The following is an 18,406-nucleotide window of genomic DNA, read 5'->3' on the forward strand; positions in this document are numbered from 1 at the left end:
ATGATTACCGTCAACGTCGAACTGGGCGAGCGCGCCTATCCCATTCATATCGGTGCAGGGCTGATCGGCCGCACCGAGCTCTTTGCTCCGCACATCAAGGGCGCGTCCGTGGCGATCGTCACGAACTCGACCGTCGATCCGCTCTACGGCGAGCAGTTGCGCGCGGCTCTCGCGCCGCTCGGCAAGAAAGTCACGACCGTCGTGCTTCCGGACGGCGAAGCGCACAAGAACTGGGAAACGCTCAACACGATCTTCGACGCGCTCTTGACCGAGCGCGCCGACCGCAAGACGACGCTGATCGCGCTAGGCGGCGGCGTCGTCGGCGACATGACGGGCTTCGCGGCCGCATCGTACATGCGCGGCGTGCCGTTCATCCAGGTGCCGACCACGCTGCTCTCGCAAGTGGATTCGTCGGTGGGCGGCAAGACGGGCATCAATCATCCGCTCGGCAAGAACATGATCGGCGCGTTCTATCAGCCGCAAGCGGTAATCGCGGACATCGGCGCGCTGCACACCTTGCCGGAGCGCGAGCTGGCGGCGGGCATCGCGGAAGTCATCAAGACGGCCGCCATCGCGGACGCCGAATTCTTCGACTGGATCGAAAGCAATATCGACGCGCTGAATCGCCGCGACGACGACGCCCTCGCGCACGCGGTGAAGCGTTCGTGCGAGATCAAGGCGTCGGTGGTGGCATCCGACGAGCGCGAGGGCGGGCAGCGCGCGATTCTCAATTTCGGCCATACGTTCGGTCATGCGATCGAAGCCGGTCTCGGCTACGGCGAATGGCTGCACGGCGAGGCGGTCGGTTGCGGCATGGTGATGGCGGCGGATTTGTCCGTGCGCCTCGGCAGGCTCGACGAAGCCGCGCGCCAGCGTCTCGTGCGCGTGATCGAAGCGGCGAAGCTGCCGGTCACGGCGCCGAAGCTCGGCGACGACCGCTACGTCGATCTGATGAAGGTCGACAAAAAGGCCGAAGCCGGTGAAATCAAATTCATTTTGCTGACCCGCTTCGGCGCGACCGAGATCACGAGCGCGCCAGATCAGGCCGTGCGCGCGACGCTCGCAGCCAGCGTCTGATCCGCGCGAGCGGCGGCCAGAACCATGACGATGCGGAGCAGCCGGTGAGCGAAGAAGAGCATCAAGTTTTGCCGGGCGCGCCGTCGACGCTCGCGCTCGAAGCGCATCTCGCGGCGTACGCCGCGCACGCGTCGCAATCGCGCGGACGGCGTTTCGCCGAAGCGCCCCCGGCGGCGCGCACCGAGTTCCAGCGAGATCGCGACCGCATCGTGCATTCGACCGCGTTTCGGCGGCTCGAATACAAGACCCAGGTCTTCGTCAATCACGAAGGCGACCTGTTTCGCACGCGCCTCACGCACAGCCTCGAAGTCGCGCAGATCGCGCGTTCCGTCGCGCGCAATCTGCGGCTGAACGAGGATCTCGTCGAAGCCATTTCGCTCGCGCACGATCTCGGCCATACGCCGTTCGGTCACGCCGGACAGGACGCGCTGCACGACTGCATGCGCGATCACGGCGGCTTCGAGCACAACCTGCAAAGCCTCGCGGTGGTCGATCAGCTCGAAGAGCACTACGGCGCGTTCAACGGCCTGAACCTGTGCTTCGAGACGCGCGAAGGCATTCTCAAGCATTGCTCGCGCGAGAACGCGCGCAAGCTCGGCGATCTCGGCGAGCGCTTTCTCACGGGCAAGCAGCCTTCGCTCGAAGCGCAGATCGCCAATGTCGCCGATGAAATCGCGTACAACAATCACGATGTCGACGACGGCCTGCGCTCCGGCCTCATCACGCTCGAGCAGCTTTCCGAAGTGAGCCTCTGGCACACGCATTTCGACGCGGCGCGCGCGGAGTATCCGGACATCGAAGGGCGCAGGCTCATTCACGAAACCATCCGCCGCATCATCAATACGCTGATCGTCGATCTGATCGAGGCGACGAGCCGCAATCTCCAACGCGTCGCGCCGCAATCGCTCGACGACGTGCGCAACGCGCCCACGCTCGTCGCGCACAGCGATGAAGTCGCGGCACAGGCGGCGCAACTCAAGCGTTTCCTGTTCAAGAACCTGTACCGGCACTATCGCGTGATGCGTATGGCCAACAAGGCGAAGCGCGTCGTGACGGGCCTTTTCGAAGCCTTCTCCGACGATCCGCGTCTCTTGCCGCCCGCGTATCAGGCGCGCGGACCGGTGACGGAGGAATCGGCGAACGACGCGGCTTCGTCGAGCCACGACAGTTCGCAGGCGCGGCTCATCGCGCATTACATCGCCGGAATGACGGACCGTTACGCATTGAAGGAATATCAACGACTGTTTGTCATCGATAACAATTAACTTATAACGTTTTATACGGAGACTCATCGATGGTCCGCAAGCCCCTGTTTCGCCTGGTCACGACCGCTGCCGCCTTGACGTTCGGCGTCAGCACCGCCGCGCACGCCGCGACGGAAATCCAGTTCTGGCACGCGATGGAAGCCGCGCTCGGCGAGCGCGTGAACGACATCGCCAACGATTTCAACAAGTCTCAGAGCGATTACAAGATCGTCCCGGTGTTCAAGGGCACGTATGACCAGGCGCTCGCAGCGGGCATCGCGGCGTATCGCAGCGGCAATGCGCCCGCGATCCTGCAAGTCTACGAAGTCGGCACCGCGACGATGATGCAGGCGAAAAAGGCCGTCATCCCGGTCTCCGACGTGTTCAAGCAGGCTGGCGTGCCGCTCGACGAAAAGGCGTTCGTGCCGACCATCGCCGGTTACTACAGCGACGCGAAGACCGGCCATCTCATCTCGATGCCGTTCAACAGCTCGACGCCCGTTCTCTACTACAACAAGGACGCGTTCAAGAAGGCCGGCCTCGATCCGAACCAGCCGCCGAAAACCTGGGCCGATGTCGAAGCCGACGCGAAGAAGCTGAAGGCCGCGGGCTATTCGTGCGGATATTCGTCGGGCTGGCAGAGCTGGATTCAGCTCGAGAACTACAGCGCGTGGCACGCCGCGCCGTTCGCGACGAAGAACAACGGCTTCGACGGCCTCGATGCGAAGCTCGAATTCAACAAGCCGCTGCAGGTCGCGCACATCCAGTTCCTGCAAAACATGGCGAAGGAAGGCACGTTCACGTATGTCGGCCGCAAGGACGAGCCGGTGTCGAAGTTCTATAGCGGCGATTGCGGGATCATCACGAATTCGTCGGGTTCGCGCGCGACCATCGCGAAATTCGCGAAGTTCGATTACGGCGTCGGCATGATGCCTTACGACGCGAATGTGAAGGGCGCGCCGCAGAACGCGATCATCGGCGGCGCGAGTCTGTGGGTTCTGGCGGGCAAGGATCCGGCCGTCTATAAGGGCGTCGCCAAGTTCCTCGCGTATCTCGCGACGCCGGAAGTGGCGGCGAAGTGGCATCAGGACACGGGCTATCTGCCGGTCACGCAGGCCGCGTACGAGCTCACGCAAAAGCAGGGCTTCTACGACAAGAATCCCGGCGCGGACATCGCGATCAAGCAGATGCTGAACAAGCCGCCGCTCGCGTACACGAAGGGCCTGCGCCTCGGCAACATGCCTCAGATCCGCACGATCGTCGACGAAGAGCTCGAGCAAGTTTGGGCCGAGAAGAAGACGCCGCAACAGGCGCTGGACGCGTCGGTGCAACGCGGCGACGAACTGCTGCGCCGCTTCGAGAAGGCGGGCAATTAAGGTCACGCGCCCGCGTGTAGAAGCGCGGGCGCTTCCGGGAAATCAAAGCATGGAAAAGCGCTCTCGTTTCGATACGAGCGTCTTGCCGTATCTGCTCGTCGCGCCACAACTCGCGATCACCGCGCTGTTCTTTCTCTGGCCCGCGGGCGAAGCCCTCTGGCAGGCCACGCAAAGCCAGGATGCGTTCGGCACGTCGAGCGAGTTCGTCGGCCTGCAGAACTTCAAACAACTGTTCGCCGATCCGCTCTACCTGTCGTCGTTCAACACGACGATGATCTTCTGCGCGCTCGTCACCGTGTCGGGCCTCGTGATCTCGCTTCTGCTCGCCGCGTGCGCCGATCGCGTGACGCGCGGCGCGAAGGCGTATCAGACGCTGCTCATCTGGCCGTATGCGGTCGCGCCCGCGATCGCCGCCGTGCTGTGGTCGTTCCTGTTCAATCCGAGCATCGGGCTCGTGACGTATGCGCTGGCGAAGCAGGGCGTCATCTGGAATCACGCGTTGAACGGCACGCAGGCCATGTTCCTCGTCGTGCTCGCGTCGGTGTGGAAGCAGGTCAGCTACAACTTCCTGTTCTTCTATGCGGGTCTTCAGGCGATCCCGAAATCGCTGATCGAAGCCGCCGCCATCGACGGGGCCGGTCCCGTGCGCCGCTTCTTCGGCATCGCGCTGCCGCTCCTGTCGCCGACGTCGTTCTTTCTGCTCGTCGTGAATCTCGTCTACGCGTTCTTCGATACGTTCCCCGTCATCGACGCCGCGACCGGCGGCGGTCCCGCGCAATCGACCAAGACGCTCATCTACAAGATCTTCGCGGAAGGCTTCCAGGGACTCGACATCGGCAGTTCGGGCGCGCAGTCGGTCGTGCTGATGGTGATCGTCGTCGTGCTCACCGTGGTCCAGTTCCGCTTCGTCGAATGCAGGGTGCAATACTCATGATCGAAAACCGTCGCGGCTTCGATATCTTCTGTCACGCGGTGCTGTTGCTCGGCGTCGCGCTGATCGTGTTTCCTGTGTACGTCGCGTTCTGCGCGGCCACGATGAATTCGAAGGAAGTGTTCAGCGTGCCGCTCTCGCTCGTGCCGAGCACGCATCTGTTCGAGAACATCGCGTATATCTGGGCGCACGGCAGCGGCAACGCGGCCGCTCCCTTCGGACGCATGCTGGCGAACAGTCTCGTGATGGCGCTGGTCATCTCCATCGGCAAGATCGCGGTGTCGATCGTGTCCGCCTATGCAATCGTCTTCTTCCGCTTTCCGCTGAAGAACCTCGCGTTCTGGCTCATCTTCATCACGCTGATGCTTCCCGTCGAAGTGCGTATCTTCCCGACGGTGCAAGTCGTTTCGTCGATGCATCTGTCGAACACGTATGCGGGATTGACGCTGCCGCTGATCGCCTCCGCAACGGCTACGTTCCTCTTCCGGCAGTTCTTCATGACGCTGCCCGACGAACTGATGGAAGCGGCGCGCATCGACGGCGCGGGGCCGCTGCGTTTCTTCTGGGACGTTGTGCTGCCGCTTTCGAAGACCAACATCGCGGCGCTTTTCGTCATCACGTTCATCTACGGCTGGAATCAATATCTCTGGCCGATTCTCATCACCAACGAAGTGTCGCTGCAGACGGCGGTGGTCGGCATCAAGAGCATGATCGCGTCCGGCGACACAGCGACCGAATGGCACTACGTGATGACCGCGACGCTGCTCGCGATGCTGCCGCCGCTCGCGGTCGTCCTGACGATGCAGCGCTGGTTCGTGCGCGGACTCGTCGATTCCGAGAAATAAAACATGGCTGCATTGAATCTAAAAAGCGTCAAGAAAACATACGACGGCTCGAACTACGTACTGCACGGCATCGACGCCGCGATCGAGGACGGCGAATTCGTCGTGATGGTCGGGCCGTCGGGCTGCGGAAAGTCGACCTTGCTGCGCATGGTCGCGGGGCTCGAAAGCGTGTCCGAAGGCGCGATCGAAATCGGCGGCAAGGTCGTGAACAAGCTGGAGCCGAAGGATCGCGACATCGCGATGGTTTTTCAGAACTACGCACTTTATCCGCACATGAGCGTCGCGCAGAATATGGCGTACGCGCTGAAGATCGGCGGCGCGGACAAGAAGACCATCGAGTCGCGCGTCGCGAATGCCGCGCGTATCCTCGAACTCGAACATCTGCTCGAACGCAAGCCGCGCGAATTGTCGGGTGGTCAGCGGCAGCGCGTTGCAATGGGCCGCGCGATTGTCCGCGAGCCGGCGGTGTTCTTGTTCGACGAACCGTTGTCGAATCTCGACGCCAAACTGCGCGTGCAGATGCGCCTCGAAATTCAGCGGCTGCACGCGCGTCTCGCGACCACGAGCCTTTACGTTACGCACGATCAGATCGAAGCCATGACGCTCGCGCAGCGCGTCATCGTGATGAACAAGGGTCACGCGGAGCAGATCGGCGCGCCGACCGAAGTGTACGAACGCCCGGCAACCGTATTCGTGGCGAGCTTCATCGGATCGCCGGCGATGAATCTGCTCGAAGGACGTCTGTCCGAAGACGGATCGACTTTCGAGATCGCGGGCGGCGGTCCGAAGCTGCCGGTCGCGGGCGCGAATGGCGTGACGAGCGCGATGCACGGGCGCGAGTGGATCGTGGGCATTCGTCCCGAGCACATGACGCCCGGCAACGAGAACGCGCCAAGCGCCACGCTCGATGTGGATTCGGCTGAACTGCTTGGCGCGGACAATCTCGCGCACGGCAAGTGGGGCAAGCACGACGTCGCAGCGCGCTTGCCGCATGAGCATCGCCCGCAGCGTGGCGAGCGGTTGAGCGTATCGTTGCCCGCGCGGCATCTGCATTTTTTCGATCCGGCAACGCGACTGCGCGCGAACTAAAGGAGGCGATGCGATGAGAACCTGGCCTTATCCCGCGATCGTCGCGCATCGCGGCGGCGGCAAACTCGCGCCGGAGAACACGCTCGAAGCAATCGACGTGGGCGCGCGCTTCGGCCACAAGATGATCGAGTTCGACGCGAAGCTTTCTGCTGACGACATCGTCTTCCTGCTGCACGACGACGCGGTCGATCGAACGTCGAACGGACGCGGCGCGGCAAAAGCGATGACCTACGCACAGTTGCGCGCGCTCGATGCAGGCACCTGGTTCGGCGCCGAATTCGCAAACGCGCGTATGCCGACGCTCGCCCAAGTGCACGAGCGATGCGTGAAGCATGGGCTTGCGGTGAACATCGAGATCAAGCCGAGTCAGGGGCGCGACGTGGAAACAGGCGTGCTCGTCGCGCGTGAGGCGGCGCACTTGTGGGCAGACGCTGAAGTTGCGCCGCTGATGTCGTCGTTCTCATATGCGGCGCTGGAAGCCGCACGCGACGTCGCGCCGAATCTTCCGCGAGGGATGCTTTACGAGCGCGTTCCCGTGAACTGGCGCGCGCAAACTTCAGCGTTATCGTGTGTGTCGCTGCACGCGAACCATCGCACGCTCGATGAAGCGCTCGTCGCGCAGATCAAGGATGCCGGCTTGCGCATTCTCGCCTACACGGTGAACGATCCGGCGCGCGCGCGGTTGCTTGCGCAATGGGGCGTCGATGCGATCTGCACGGATCGCATCGACATTATTGGCGCGGATTTTCTGGAGGCGTCGTAGGGTTGAAATGTCAGCGAACGCGAGCGAGCAGCACGCCCGCAACCAGCGCCAGCCCGCCAACCAATGCAATGGTTTGCCAGGGCTTTTCGTGAAGGAAGGCGTCGGCGTCTTCGAACGCTGCGCCCGCGCGCTCGCGAAGCGCCGCGTGCGTATCGTTCAGACGTGCGCGCGCGCTGACGAGCCGGTCGCTGATCTGCGCGCGTAGCGCAGCCGCATCGGCCGACGTGCCTTCGGCCAGGGTGTTTTCGAGTTCGCTGAGAAGGGTGCGCAGTTCGGAGCCGATATCCTCGGCTGCTTCGCGGCCATGCCGTGCCATGCGTCGTGCGCGGCGGCTCGTCGTGGTCCAGGAATCTCCGATGGCGTCTCGCGTATTAGGCAGTGCGTTCATAGATCGCTCCGTCGATGGATGAGTCGTGGATAGCCCGCGCGAGGTGGCGGGGAAACTTATCATGCAGCAAATTCGATGCCGATGCTTCGACGTTGCGCAAAGCTTCGGTAAGCGCGACCGCGAAACACATTCCGCGCGCGATCGCGCGTAAGAACTGCAAGCAAACCGTTTTTACGAAGGTCACATTTACAAGGGCGATGCAAAAAGTAACGCCGGCATATGTGAATCATGCCGGCGTTATCTCTCTTTTTATGGCGCTTATATCGTCGTTACATGCTTGTGAGCAGTCTCACTTCAGAATCGATAGCCCACTCGCAAATATGTGACGATCGGGTTCAGCGTGATTTTCGCCTGCGATTGAACGTTGAGCGTGCCGACAGGCGTTTGAGCCTGCGTGTTCAACTTCGCGGTGGCCTTCAACGGAATGAACGACACGGAAAATCCGGCGAACCAGTGCTCCGTGAAATTGTAGGTTGCGCCGACATTAAACACGGGCGCCCACGAACTATCCGTGTCGACGGTGGTCGGACCATGCAGGACCGAGCCTTCGAATTGCTGATTCGTGATCTGGGCGTCGGTGAACCAGGTGCGCGTCACGCCAAGACCCACGAACGGACGGAACTTCGCCGTGGGAGCATTGAAGAAGTATTTGAATAGCAGCGTCGGGCTCCACTGCTTCGCGCTGCCGAGCTTTCCGTACTGGGACAAGGTGCCCTTGCCTTCGAGATCGAACGTGGGCGGCACGCCCATTTCGAGTTCGGCGGCAATGTGGTCGGTCGCGAAGTAGCCCAACGTGAAGCCGGCGGTGTCGGCGCTCGAAATGCCTGCGCCTGTGCCGGGAACGTCGATATTGACCGGAGATCCGCCTACACTTGTTTCTTTGAGCGGACCACTACTGTCTTGCGGGGCGAAGTGAAACCAGCCTGCTGTTGCATAGAAGGATCCAGCAGATTGCGCATGTGCCGCGGTGGACACACACGCTAATGCCGCGATCCCCGTGATGACTTGTTTTATTTTCAATTTGTGCTCCTCCGAAAAAGCACGCTCATTATGAACACAAGATTTCACATTAACCATAGCGGTGCCGTAGAGCATTCTCCCTAGGGCAAAGAGCGGCTTTGGGGTCTGGTTGCACGGCAATTGCATGTGTTTTGTCCACGCTGCCGCAACGGCTCCAAAAGGTCCCCGAACGGGGTAACACAAACGCGACCAACGGAAAATCCAGAATGGCACGGCTTGCACGACTCTACGTTCCCGAACAGCCGCAGCATGTCATCCTGCGTGGTCTCGACCAGCAACCCGCCTTCGTCGACGACCAGGACTACGAGCTCTTCATCGACTGCTTGAGGACTGCTTCACGTGATCATCACCTCTCTATCCACGCCTATGCGCTGATGCCGCAGGCGGTACATCTGCTCGTCACGCCGCGCGACGAATCCAGTCTGCCCAAAGCGATGCAAGCGGTGGGACGTCGTTACGTGGCGCACTTCAATCGCCGATACATGCGACGCGGCACGCTCTGGGAAGGCCGCTATCGCGCGACGGTCATCGAGGGCGAACGATACTTTCTGCTCGCCACGCGCGTCGTAGAAATGGCGCCCGTGCGCGCGCAACTGGTCGCGGCGCCGCAGGACTACAAATGGTCCAGCTTCCGTCATCACATCGGGCTCACGCTCGATAGCCTCATCACCGACCATCCGCTGTTCTGGTCGCTCGGCAATACGCCGTTCGAACGCCAGCACGCCTACAAGGAACTGTGCGAGCAACCGCCCGATGAGCGCGAGGCCAACCGTCTCCTGCAAGCGACACTTAAAGGCTGGGTGCTCGGCAGCGATGCCTATCGGGAATGGGCGTCGCATGCTGCCAACCGCCGGGTGTCGCCGCTGCCGCGCGGACGTCCGCGCAAGATTCGCGAAACTCCACAGACTCAATAACGGCCTTCACGGGCGTTCCTGAAGCAAAAAACGAAACGGCGTCTCGAATTTTCCGAGTCTCGCCGTTTCTTTTTGACTGTCAGCGATGCGGCCCCAATATGTTGGGGCACATTTGCACCATATCGATAATCGGTGTCAGATCATCAAGTTTTATTTGCCATCGCTTTGATTCGTCGCGTATATTTCGATTTCCGGCAATTGCCGCGGTGCAGCGTGCCGCGCACGACCGTGCTTCGTGACACATCAAGTTGAAAGAAACCGTCGCAAGCGACAAGAAAATGGTTCAACGGCCGAGTCGATTCGGCCCCTCACAGTAGAGACGGTGTCCCCATGAACGATCATCAGCAGCCGGCAGCCGGTTCGCTTCCCGCCGCGCAGGGCATGTACGACCCTGCGAACGAACACGACGCGTGCGGCGTCGGTTTCGTCGCCCATATCAAGGGAAAAAAGAGCCACGAGATCATTCAGCAGGGTCTCAAGATTCTTGAGAATCTCGATCACCGCGGCGCGGTCGGCGCCGATCCGCTGATGGGCGACGGCGCCGGCATCCTCATTCAGGTGCCGGACGGCTTCTATCGCGAAGAAATGGCCAAGCAAGGCGTGACCTTGCCGCCTGCTGGCGAATACGGCGTCGGCATGATCTTCCTGCCGAAGGAGCACGCATCGCGTCTCGCGTGCGAGCAGGAACTGGAGCGCACGGTCAAGGCCGAGGGCCAAGTCGTGCTCGGCTGGCGCGACGTGCCGGTCGATTCCACCATGCCGATTTCGCCGACCGTGAAGGCGAGCGAGCCGCTGATCCGCCAGATCTTCATCGGGCGCGGCAAGGACATCGTCGTGACGGACGCGCTCGAGCGCAAGCTGTACATCATCCGCAAGACGGCGAGCCATCGCATCCAGGCGTTGAAGCTCAAGCACGGCAAGGAATACTTCGTGCCGTCGATGTCGTCGCGCACGGTCGTCTACAAGGGTCTGCTGCTGGCCGGCCAGGTCGGCGTGTATTACCGCGATCTGCAGGACGAGCGCGTCGTGTCGGCGCTCGCGCTCGTGCACCAGCGCTTCTCGACGAACACGTTCCCCGCGTGGGAACTCGCGCACCCGTATCGCATGATCGCGCACAACGGTGAAATCAACACCGTGAAGGGCAACGTCAACTGGCTGAACGCGCGCACCGGCGCGATCGCGTCGTACGTGCTCGGCGACGATCTGCCGAAGCTCTGGCCGCTGATCTATCCGGGCCAGTCCGACACGGCTTCGTTCGACAACTGTCTCGAACTGCTCGTGATGGCCGGCTACCCGCTCGTCCACGCAATGATGATGATGATCCCGGAAGCGTGGGAACAGCACACGCTGATGGACGACAACCGCCGCGCGTTCTACGAATACCACGCCGCGATGATGGAACCGTGGGACGGCCCCGCCGCCATCGCGTTCACGGACGGCCGCCAGATCGGCGCGACGTTGGACCGTAACGGCCTGCGTCCGGCGCGCTATCTCGTCACCGACGACGATCTCGTGATCCTCGCGTCGGAATCCGGCGTGCTGCCTATTCCCGAGTCGAAGATCGTCAAGAAGTGGCGTCTGCAGCCGGGCAAGATGTTCCTGATCGACATGGAGCAGGGCCGCATCATCGAGGACAAAGAGCTGAAGGACAACCTGTCCAACGCGAAGCCGTACAAGAGCTGGATCGACGCGGTTCGCATCAAACTCGACGAGATCGAGCCGAAGGCGGAAGACGTCGAAACGCAGCGCCGCGAAGCCGCCGCACTGCTGGACCGTCAGCAGGCGTTCGGCTACACGCAGGAAGACCTCAAGTTCCTGATGGCGCCGATGGCGCAATCGGGCGAAGAGGCCGTCGGCTCGATGGGCAACGACTCGCCGCTCGCGGTCATGTCCAACAAGAACAAGACGCTCTACAACTACTTCAAGCAGCTGTTCGCGCAGGTGACGAACCCGCCGATCGACCCGATCCGCGAAAACCTCGTCATGTCGCTCAACTCGTTCATCGGCCCGAAACCGAACCTGCTCGACACGACGAACATCAACCCGACGATGCGCCTCGAAGTGTCGCAGCCCGTGCTCGACTTCAAGGACATCGCGAAGATCCGCGCGATCGACAAGTACACCGGCGGCAAATTCAGCTCGTATGAGCTGAACATCTGCTATCCGGCGGCGTGGGGCAAGGAAGGCATCGAGGCGCGTATCGCGTCGCTGTGCGCGGAAGCCGTGGATGCCGTGCGCTCCGGCTACAACATCCTGATCGTGTCCGATCGCAAGATGGACCGCGACAACGTCGCGATCCCGGCGCTGCTCGCCACGTCCGCGATCCACTCGCATCTCGTCGCGCACGGTCTGCGCACGAGCACGGGTCTCGTCGTGGAAACGGGCTCGGCGCGCGAAACGCATCACTTCGCGCTGCTCGCGGGCTACGGCGCGGAAGCCGTTCACCCATACCTCGCGCTGGAAACGCTCGCCAACATGGCCGAAGGCCTGAAGGGCGATCTGTCGGCGGACAAGGTCATCTACAACTTCACGAAGGCGGTCGGCAAGGGCCTGTTGAAGGTCATGTCGAAGATGGGCATTTCGACGTACATGTCCTACACCGGCGCGCAGATTTTCGAAGGCGTCGGCCTGTCGTCGGAACTCGTCGAGAAGTATTTCAAGGGCACGGCGACGAAGGTCGGCGGCATCGGCATCTTCGAAGTGGCGGAAGAAGCGATTCATCTGCATCGCGAAGCGTTCGGCGACAACCCGGTCCTCGCGAACATGCTCGACGCGGGCGGTGAATATGCGTATCGCGTGCGCGGCGAAGAGCACATGTGGACGCCGGATGCGATCGCCAAGCTGCAGCACTCGGCGCGCAGCAACTCGTATCAGACGTACAAGGAATACGCCCACATCATCAACGACCAGACGAAGCGTCACATGACGTTCCGCGGTCTGTTCGAGTTCAAGGTGTCGCCGTCGAAGGCGATTCCGCTCGATGAAGTCGAATCGGCGAAGGAAATCGTCAAGCGCTTTGCGACGGGCGCGATGTCGCTCGGCTCGATCAGCACGGAAGCGCACGCCACGCTCGCCGTCGCGATGAACCGCATCGGCGGCAAGTCGAACACGGGCGAAGGCGGCGAGGACGAAACGCGTTATCGCAACGAACTGCGCGGCATTCCGATAAAGAACGGCGACACGCTGCAATCGATCATCGGCAAGGAGGTCGTCACCGACATCCCGCTGAAGGAAGGCGATTCGCTGCGCTCGAAGATCAAGCAGGTCGCGTCGGGACGTTTCGGCGTGACGGCGGAGTATCTGTCGTCGGCGGACCAGATCCAGATCAAGATGGCGCAGGGCGCGAAGCCGGGCGAAGGCGGTCAGCTGCCGGGCCACAAGGTGTCCGAATACATCGGCAAGCTGCGTTATTCGGTGCCGGGCGTCGGCCTCATTTCGCCGCCGCCGCACCACGACATCTATTCGATCGAAGACCTCGCGCAACTCATTCACGATTTGAAGAACGTGAATTCGTCGTCGAGCATTTCGGTGAAGCTGGTGTCGGAAGTCGGTGTCGGCACGGTGGCCGCGGGCGTTGCGAAGGCGAAGGCGGATCACGTTGTGATCGCGGGCCATGACGGTGGCACGGGCGCATCGCCGCTGTCGTCGCTCAAGCACGCTGGCACGCCGTGGGAACTCGGCCTCGCCGAAACGCAGCAGACGCTGGTGCTGAACCGTCTGCGCGGGCGCATTCGCGTGCAGGCCGACGGTCAGATGAAAACCGGCCGCGACGTCGTGATCGGCGCGCTGCTCGGCGCGGACGAATTCGGCTTCGCGACGGCGCCGCTCGTCGTCGAAGGCTGCATCATGATGCGCAAGTGCCATCTGAACACGTGCCCGGTCGGCGTCGCGACGCAGGACCCGGTGCTGCGCGCGAAGTTCTCGGGCCAGCCGGAACACGTCGTCAACTTCTTCTTCTTCGTTGCGGAAGAAGTGCGCGAAATCATGGCGCAGTTCGGTATCCGCAAGTTCGACGACCTGATCGGCCGCGTCGATCTGCTCGACATGAAGAAGGGCATCGAGCACTGGAAGGCTAAGGGCCTCGACTTCTCGCGCATCTTCTATCAGGTGCCGGTGGGCGAAGACGTCGCGCGCAAGCACGTCGACGTGCAGGATCACGGTCTCGACAAGGCGCTCGATCACGTGCTGATCGAGAAGTCGAAGGCGGCGATCGAGAAGGGCGAGCATGTGTCGTTCATCCAGCCGGTGCGCAACGTGAATCGCACGGTCGGCGCGATGCTGTCCGGCCTCATCGCGAAGACGCACGGTCACGACGGCCTGCCCGACGACTCGATTCACATCCAGTTGAAGGGCACGGCGGGCCAGAGCTTTGGCGCGTTCCTCGCGAAGGGCGTGACGCTGGATCTCGTCGGCGACGGCAACGACTACGTCGGCAAGGGCCTGTCGGGCGGGCGCATCATCATTCGCCCGACCAACGACTTCCGCGGCAAGTCCGAGGAAAACATCATCTGCGGCAACACGGTGATGTACGGCGCGATCGAAGGCGAATCGTATTTCCGCGGCGTCGCGGGCGAGCGCTTCTGCGTGCGCAACTCGGGTGCGACGGCGGTCGTCGAAGGCACGGGCGATCACGGCTGCGAATACATGACGGGCGGCACGGTGGTCGTGCTCGGCGAGACGGGCCGCAACTTCGCGGCGGGCATGTCGGGCGGCATCGCGTTCGTGTACGACCCGGAAGGCGCGTTCGCCGGCAAGTGCAACAAGTCGATGGTCGCGCTCGATCCGGTGCTGCAGCAGGCCGAACAGGAGCGCACGGTGGATCGCACGCTGTGGCACGCCGGCAAGACCGACGAAGCGCTGCTCAAGGGGCTGATCGAGCGTCACTTCCAGTTCACCGGCTCGCCGCGCGCGAAGTCGCTGCTGGAAAACTGGGATTCGGCTCGCCGTCAGTTCGTCAAGGTGTTCCCGACCGAGTACCGTCGCGCGCTCACCGAAATGGGCGCGAAGAAGGGCAAGGAAGCGGTCGCGGCTTAAGCCTCGTTCAATCAGACAGACGCGCGCTCCGGCAGCGCGCGCGATCCTCACCAAATACAGAGAAAGAAATGGGCAAGGCAACCGGTTTTCTCGAGTTCGAACGCCGCCACGAGGCGTACGAAGCTCCGCTTACCCGCGTCAAGCATTACAAGGAATTCGTCGCCGCGCTGACCGATGAAGACGCGAAGGTTCAAGGCGCGCGCTGCATGGACTGCGGCATTCCGTTCTGCAACAACGGCTGCCCGGTCAACAACATCATTCCGGACTTCAACGATCTCGTGTTCCAGCAGGACTGGAAGAGCGCGATCAACGTGCTGCATTCGACCAACAACTTCCCGGAATTCACGGGCCGCATCTGCCCGGCGCCGTGCGAAGCGGCGTGCACATTGGGCATCAACGACGATCCGGTCGGCATCAAGTCGATCGAGCACGCGATCATCGACAAGGCTTTCGCCGAAGGCTGGGTCGTGCCGCAACCGCCGAAGCACAAGACGGGCAAGAAGGTCGCCGTCGTCGGTTCGGGGCCCGCGGGTCTCGCGGCCGCGCAGCAACTCGGACGCGCGGGCCATGAAGTCGTCGTGTTCGAGAAGAACGATCGCATCGGCGGTCTGCTGCGTTACGGCATCCCCGATTTCAAGCTGGAGAAGTGGCTGATCGATCGCCGCATGCGTCAGATGGAGGCGGAAGGCGTGTCGTTCCGCACGAACGTGTTCATCGGCAAGGATGCGCTGCCGGAATACATCGCGAATACGGCGAAGGAAACCATCACGCCCGACGAGCTGAAGGAACAGTTCGACGCGGTCGTGATCGCGGGCGGCTCGGAAACGCCGCGCGATCTGCCGGTGCCGGGGCGCGAGCTGGAAGGCATCTACTACGCGATGGAATTCCTGCCGCAGCAGAACAAGGTCAACGCGGGCGACAAGCTGCCGGATCAACTGCTCGCGAAGGGCAAGCATGTCGTCGTGATCGGCGGCGGCGATACGGGTTCGGATTGTGTGGGCACGTCGAATCGTCATGGCGCGAAGAGCGTGACGCAGTTCGAACTGCTCGCGCAGCCGCCCGAGGAAGAGAACAAGCCGCTCGTGTGGCCGTACTGGCCGATCAAGCTGCGTACGTCGTCGTCGCATGAAGAAGGTTGCGAGCGCGACTGGTCGGTTGCGACGAAGCGCTTCGAAGGCAAGAACGGCAAGGTCGAGAAGCTGATCGCCGTGCGCGTCGAGTGGAAGGGCGGCAAGATGCAGGAAGTGCCGGGTTCCGAGTTCGAGATGAAGGCCGATCTCGTGCTGCTCGCGATGGGCTTCACGCAGCCGGTGTCGCCGGTGCTGGATGCGTTCGGCGTCGAGAAGGATGCGCGCGGCAACGTGCGCGCCGCGACCGAAGGCGACAAGGCGTATTACACGTCGGTCGATAAAGTCTTCACCGCCGGCGATATGCGTCGCGGGCAGTCGCTGGTCGTCTGGGCGATTCGCGAAGGACGTCAGTGCGCACGATCGGTGGATGCGTATCTGATGGGATCGAGCGAGTTGCCGCGGTAAGCGTCGCTCGACGCTTCATGCAAAAAGGCCACGCGATTGCGTGGCCTTTTGCTTTTGAGCGCGGACGGGTCAAACCTCCGCCATCGCCCTCTCGATCTCGATCTTGTAATCATGGAACATCGCGACCGACTCGCGATGCGCCACGCTCACAATCGCCGCCTTCGGAAGCCGCTCGACCAGCATGTTGTAGATATGCAGCTCGTTCTCGGCGTCGAGCGCGCTCGTGGCTTCGTCGAGGAACACGAAGTCCGGCTTGTGCAACAGCACGCGCGCGGCAGCAAGCCGTTGCTGCTCGCCCGGCGACAGACTCCGCGCCCAATGCGCGCTTTCCTCCAGCCGATCCGCATACGCCTCGAGATTGCACAGACGCAGCGCGTCGCGCGACTCTTCATCGCTGAACGTTCCGCCCGCCGACGGATACGAAAGCGCCGCGCGCAACGTGCCGATCGGCAGATAACTCATCTGCGGGACGAACATCATCTTCGCGTCGACGGGCGCGTCGATCGTGCCGTCGCCGAACGGCCAAAGACCCGCGAGCGCGCGCATCAACGTGCTCTTGCCCGAGCCCGATGGACCGACGACCAGCCAGCGCGAACCCGGCTCGATCGACACGTTCGCCACGCGCGAAAGCGGCGTGCCGTTGGGCAGCGCGAGCATGAGCCCGTTCGTCGTGAGCGACGGCGTGCTCGTGTAGTGCAGGTTGATGCCGCCGCGCTCCGTCGCCGGCGACGTTTCTTCGCGGATATGCGTCGAGCGCATCACGCGCTTGAATTCGCGCAGACGATTCACGGTCGCGCGCCATTCGACCAACGTCGAATAACTGTTGATGAACCACGAAAACGAATCGCTGACCGTGCCGAACGCCGATGAAATCTGCATCAGCACGCCAAACGAAAACGCGCCCGCGAAGTAGCGCGGCGCGGCGACCATGATCGGGAAAATGATCGCGATCTGCCCGTAGAACGACAGCACGAAGGTCATGCGCTTCGTGTACTTCATGATCATCCACCAGTTGTCGCGAATGCGCTGGAAGATGGTCTTTGCGTTCGCCGTTTCGGTCGCGATGCCGTCATAAAACGCAATCTGTTCGGCGTTCTCGCGCACGCGGATCAGGCCGAAACGGAAATCGGCCTCGACCTTCTGCTGCTGATAGTTGATCGACACGAGCGGATGCCCGACCTTCTGGATGATCAGCGAGCCGAGAATCGCGTAGAGCGCGGCGGCCCAGACCATGTAGCCCGGAATCGTGATCGGCGTGCCGCCGAGCGAGAAGGTCAGCGCGCCCGCGATGGTCCAGAGAATCGTGATGAAAGTGACGAGCGTGACGAGCGTCGAAAGCAGATCGAGCGAGAGCGAAAGCGTGGTGGTGGCGAAGGATTGCAGGTCGTCGGAAATACGCTGGTCGGGGTTGTCGGCGAGGCGGTCGCGCTCGATGCGGTAGAACGCCTTGTCACCGAGCCATTGTTCCAGAAAGCGGTTGGTGAGCCATTGACGCCAGCGAAACGCGAGCATCTGCCGCAGATATCGCCCGTACACCGCGAGCAGGATGTACGCGAACGCGAGGCCCGTGAAGATCAGCAGCAGATGCGGAAAGTCCTTGACGTTCTTGTTCTGCAGCGCGTTGTAGAAGTCGGCGTTCCAGCTGTTGAGCCGGACGTTGATCCACACAACGGTCATGTTGATCGCGATGATCGCGACGAGAAGGCCCCACGCGAAGCCGCGCTCCTCCGACACCCAGTAGGGCTTGATGAGGCTCCACGCCGAGACTTCGTCGGCCTTCTGCTGCGTGCTTTCGGTATGGGTGTTGGTCATGAGCTTCCTGCTGATGCGCCTCGTGGCGCCCGATTGTTACGTCCGCGGCCGGGCCGCGCGCGGCGTTTTCCGGCTCCGCAGATTGTTCCGGGGTTCGCTTAACGCTCACTTAATTTCGGGCGATCGTCCTGCGAACCATGTTCGCGGCATTGTGCCAGAGTGCCGCCGCGCACGATAAAAGGCGGGGAATCCCGGTTTGCAGCGCCTTCGCCTTTCATGTTTTAATGACCCTCGACGAAACAGGGGTGCTTCGCGTGCATCGGCGGCCGGAACGGTCGGCAGCGCGGCGAGGCTGAGAGAGACCCTTTGCACCCGATCCGGGTAATACCGGCGAGGGAAGTTTCCGGAGACCGCGCGAGCCTCGCGCCATTCCTCCAG

Annotated in this window: 13 protein-coding genes and 1 riboswitch; of the genes, 10 read left to right on the forward strand and 3 right to left on the reverse strand. The window is 62.2% G+C overall.

From position 1 onward, the window contains the following. Genes aroB through ugpQ form a run of 7 tightly spaced genes read left to right on the forward strand, consistent with a single transcriptional unit; the run spans window position 1 to window position 7,325 of the window. Window positions 1–1,077, forward strand: coding sequence for a 3-dehydroquinate synthase (aroB, locus tag BG60_RS24050; RefSeq protein ID WP_034473117.1), 1,077 nt, complete (start codon window positions 1–3; stop codon window positions 1,075–1,077). Between the two features lie 44 nt (window positions 1,078–1,121). Continuing rightward, window positions 1,122–2,342, forward strand: coding sequence for a deoxyguanosinetriphosphate triphosphohydrolase (locus BG60_RS24055; RefSeq protein WP_034473118.1), 1,221 nt, complete (start codon window positions 1,122–1,124; stop codon window positions 2,340–2,342). A gap of 29 nt (window positions 2,343–2,371) precedes the next feature. After that, window positions 2,372–3,697, forward strand: coding sequence for a sn-glycerol-3-phosphate ABC transporter substrate-binding protein UgpB (ugpB, locus tag BG60_RS24060; RefSeq protein ID WP_034473119.1), 1,326 nt, complete (start codon window positions 2,372–2,374; stop codon window positions 3,695–3,697). A 49-nt stretch (window positions 3,698–3,746) separates the two neighbouring features. Next, window positions 3,747–4,631, forward strand: coding sequence for a sn-glycerol-3-phosphate ABC transporter permease UgpA (gene ugpA / locus BG60_RS24065; RefSeq protein WP_034473120.1), 885 nt, complete (start codon window positions 3,747–3,749; stop codon window positions 4,629–4,631). Then, window positions 4,628–5,473, forward strand: a complete 846-nt coding sequence (gene ugpE / locus BG60_RS24070; protein WP_008344090.1) for a sn-glycerol-3-phosphate ABC transporter permease UgpE — start codon at window positions 4,628–4,630, stop codon at window positions 5,471–5,473. The genes ugpA and ugpE overlap by 4 nt, the downstream gene beginning before the upstream one ends. A gap of 3 nt (window positions 5,474–5,476) precedes the next feature. Further along, window positions 5,477–6,562, forward strand: coding sequence for a sn-glycerol-3-phosphate import ATP-binding protein UgpC (locus BG60_RS24075; RefSeq protein WP_008344091.1), 1,086 nt, complete (start codon window positions 5,477–5,479; stop codon window positions 6,560–6,562). A 13-nt stretch (window positions 6,563–6,575) separates the two neighbouring features. Then, the gene (ugpQ, locus tag BG60_RS24080; protein WP_008344094.1) at window positions 6,576–7,325 is read left to right on the forward strand and encodes a glycerophosphodiester phosphodiesterase; all 750 of its coding nucleotides are present in this window, start codon (window positions 6,576–6,578) and stop codon (window positions 7,323–7,325) included. Window positions 7,326–7,335: 10 nt separating this feature from the next. Here the strand turns inward: ugpQ and BG60_RS24085 are convergent, their stop codons facing one another. Together BG60_RS24085 and BG60_RS24090 are read right to left on the reverse strand one after the other, a co-directional pair. Beyond that, window positions 7,336–7,713 carry an ElaB/YgaM/YqjD family protein gene (locus BG60_RS24085; RefSeq protein WP_033536968.1) on the reverse strand — a complete coding sequence of 126 codons (378 nt, stop codon included), beginning with the start codon at window positions 7,711–7,713 and terminating at the stop codon, window positions 7,336–7,338. Window positions 7,714–8,007: 294 nt separating this feature from the next. After that, window positions 8,008–8,733 (reverse strand): OmpW/AlkL family protein, encoded by a 726-nt coding sequence (locus BG60_RS24090; RefSeq protein WP_034473121.1) that lies wholly within the window; start codon window positions 8,731–8,733, stop codon window positions 8,008–8,010. 206 nt (window positions 8,734–8,939) lie between these two features. Here BG60_RS24090 and BG60_RS24095 point away from each other — a divergent pair, with 206 nt between their 5' ends. From BG60_RS24095 to BG60_RS24105, 3 genes are all read left to right on the forward strand, one after another. Continuing rightward, the gene (locus BG60_RS24095) at window positions 8,940–9,647 is read left to right on the forward strand and encodes a transposase (protein WP_008344100.1); all 708 of its coding nucleotides are present in this window, start codon (window positions 8,940–8,942) and stop codon (window positions 9,645–9,647) included. Window positions 9,648–9,977: 330 nt separating this feature from the next. After that, window positions 9,978–14,681, forward strand: coding sequence for a glutamate synthase-related protein (locus BG60_RS24100; protein WP_008344102.1), 4,704 nt, complete (start codon window positions 9,978–9,980; stop codon window positions 14,679–14,681). Between the two features lie 68 nt (window positions 14,682–14,749). Continuing rightward, window positions 14,750–16,216, forward strand: a complete 1,467-nt coding sequence (locus BG60_RS24105) for a glutamate synthase subunit beta (RefSeq protein ID WP_008344103.1) — start codon at window positions 14,750–14,752, stop codon at window positions 16,214–16,216. A 69-nt stretch (window positions 16,217–16,285) separates the two neighbouring features. Here BG60_RS24105 and BG60_RS24110 read toward each other — a convergent pair whose 3' ends face one another. After that, a complete protein-coding gene (locus BG60_RS24110) occupies window positions 16,286–18,028 on the reverse strand; it encodes an ABC transporter ATP-binding protein/permease (RefSeq protein ID WP_008344104.1) in 1,743 nt (580 codons plus the stop codon). A gap of 231 nt (window positions 18,029–18,259) precedes the next feature. Then, a riboswitch (TPP riboswitch) is annotated at window positions 18,260–18,384 on the forward strand. Window positions 18,385–18,406 lie beyond the last annotated feature (22 nt).

It is taken from the genome of Caballeronia zhejiangensis, assembly GCF_000698575.1.
GTDB lineage: Bacteria > Pseudomonadota > Gammaproteobacteria > Burkholderiales > Burkholderiaceae > Caballeronia > Caballeronia zhejiangensis.

Coding starts and splice junctions, on each gene's coding strand:
- aroB (WP_034473117.1), top strand. CDS start 1: ATGATTACCGTCAACGTCGAACTGGGCGAGCGCGCCTATCCCATTCAT.
- ugpB (WP_034473119.1), top strand. CDS start 2,372: ATGGTCCGCAAGCCCCTGTTTCGCCTGGTCACGACCGCTGCCGCCTTG.
- ugpA (WP_034473120.1), top strand. CDS start 3,747: ATGGAAAAGCGCTCTCGTTTCGATACGAGCGTCTTGCCGTATCTGCTC.
- ugpE (WP_008344090.1), top strand. CDS start 4,628: ATGATCGAAAACCGTCGCGGCTTCGATATCTTCTGTCACGCGGTGCTG.
- BG60_RS24075 (WP_008344091.1), top strand. CDS start 5,477: ATGGCTGCATTGAATCTAAAAAGCGTCAAGAAAACATACGACGGCTCG.
- ugpQ (WP_008344094.1), top strand. CDS start 6,576: ATGAGAACCTGGCCTTATCCCGCGATCGTCGCGCATCGCGGCGGCGGC.
- BG60_RS24085 (WP_033536968.1), bottom strand. CDS start 7,713: ATGAACGCACTGCCTAATACGCGAGACGCCATCGGAGATTCCTGGACC.
- BG60_RS24095 (WP_008344100.1), top strand. CDS start 8,940: ATGGCACGGCTTGCACGACTCTACGTTCCCGAACAGCCGCAGCATGTC.
- BG60_RS24100 (WP_008344102.1), top strand. CDS start 9,978: ATGAACGATCATCAGCAGCCGGCAGCCGGTTCGCTTCCCGCCGCGCAG.
- BG60_RS24105 (WP_008344103.1), top strand. CDS start 14,750: ATGGGCAAGGCAACCGGTTTTCTCGAGTTCGAACGCCGCCACGAGGCG.
- BG60_RS24110 (WP_008344104.1), bottom strand. CDS start 18,028: ATGACCAACACCCATACCGAAAGCACGCAGCAGAAGGCCGACGAAGTC.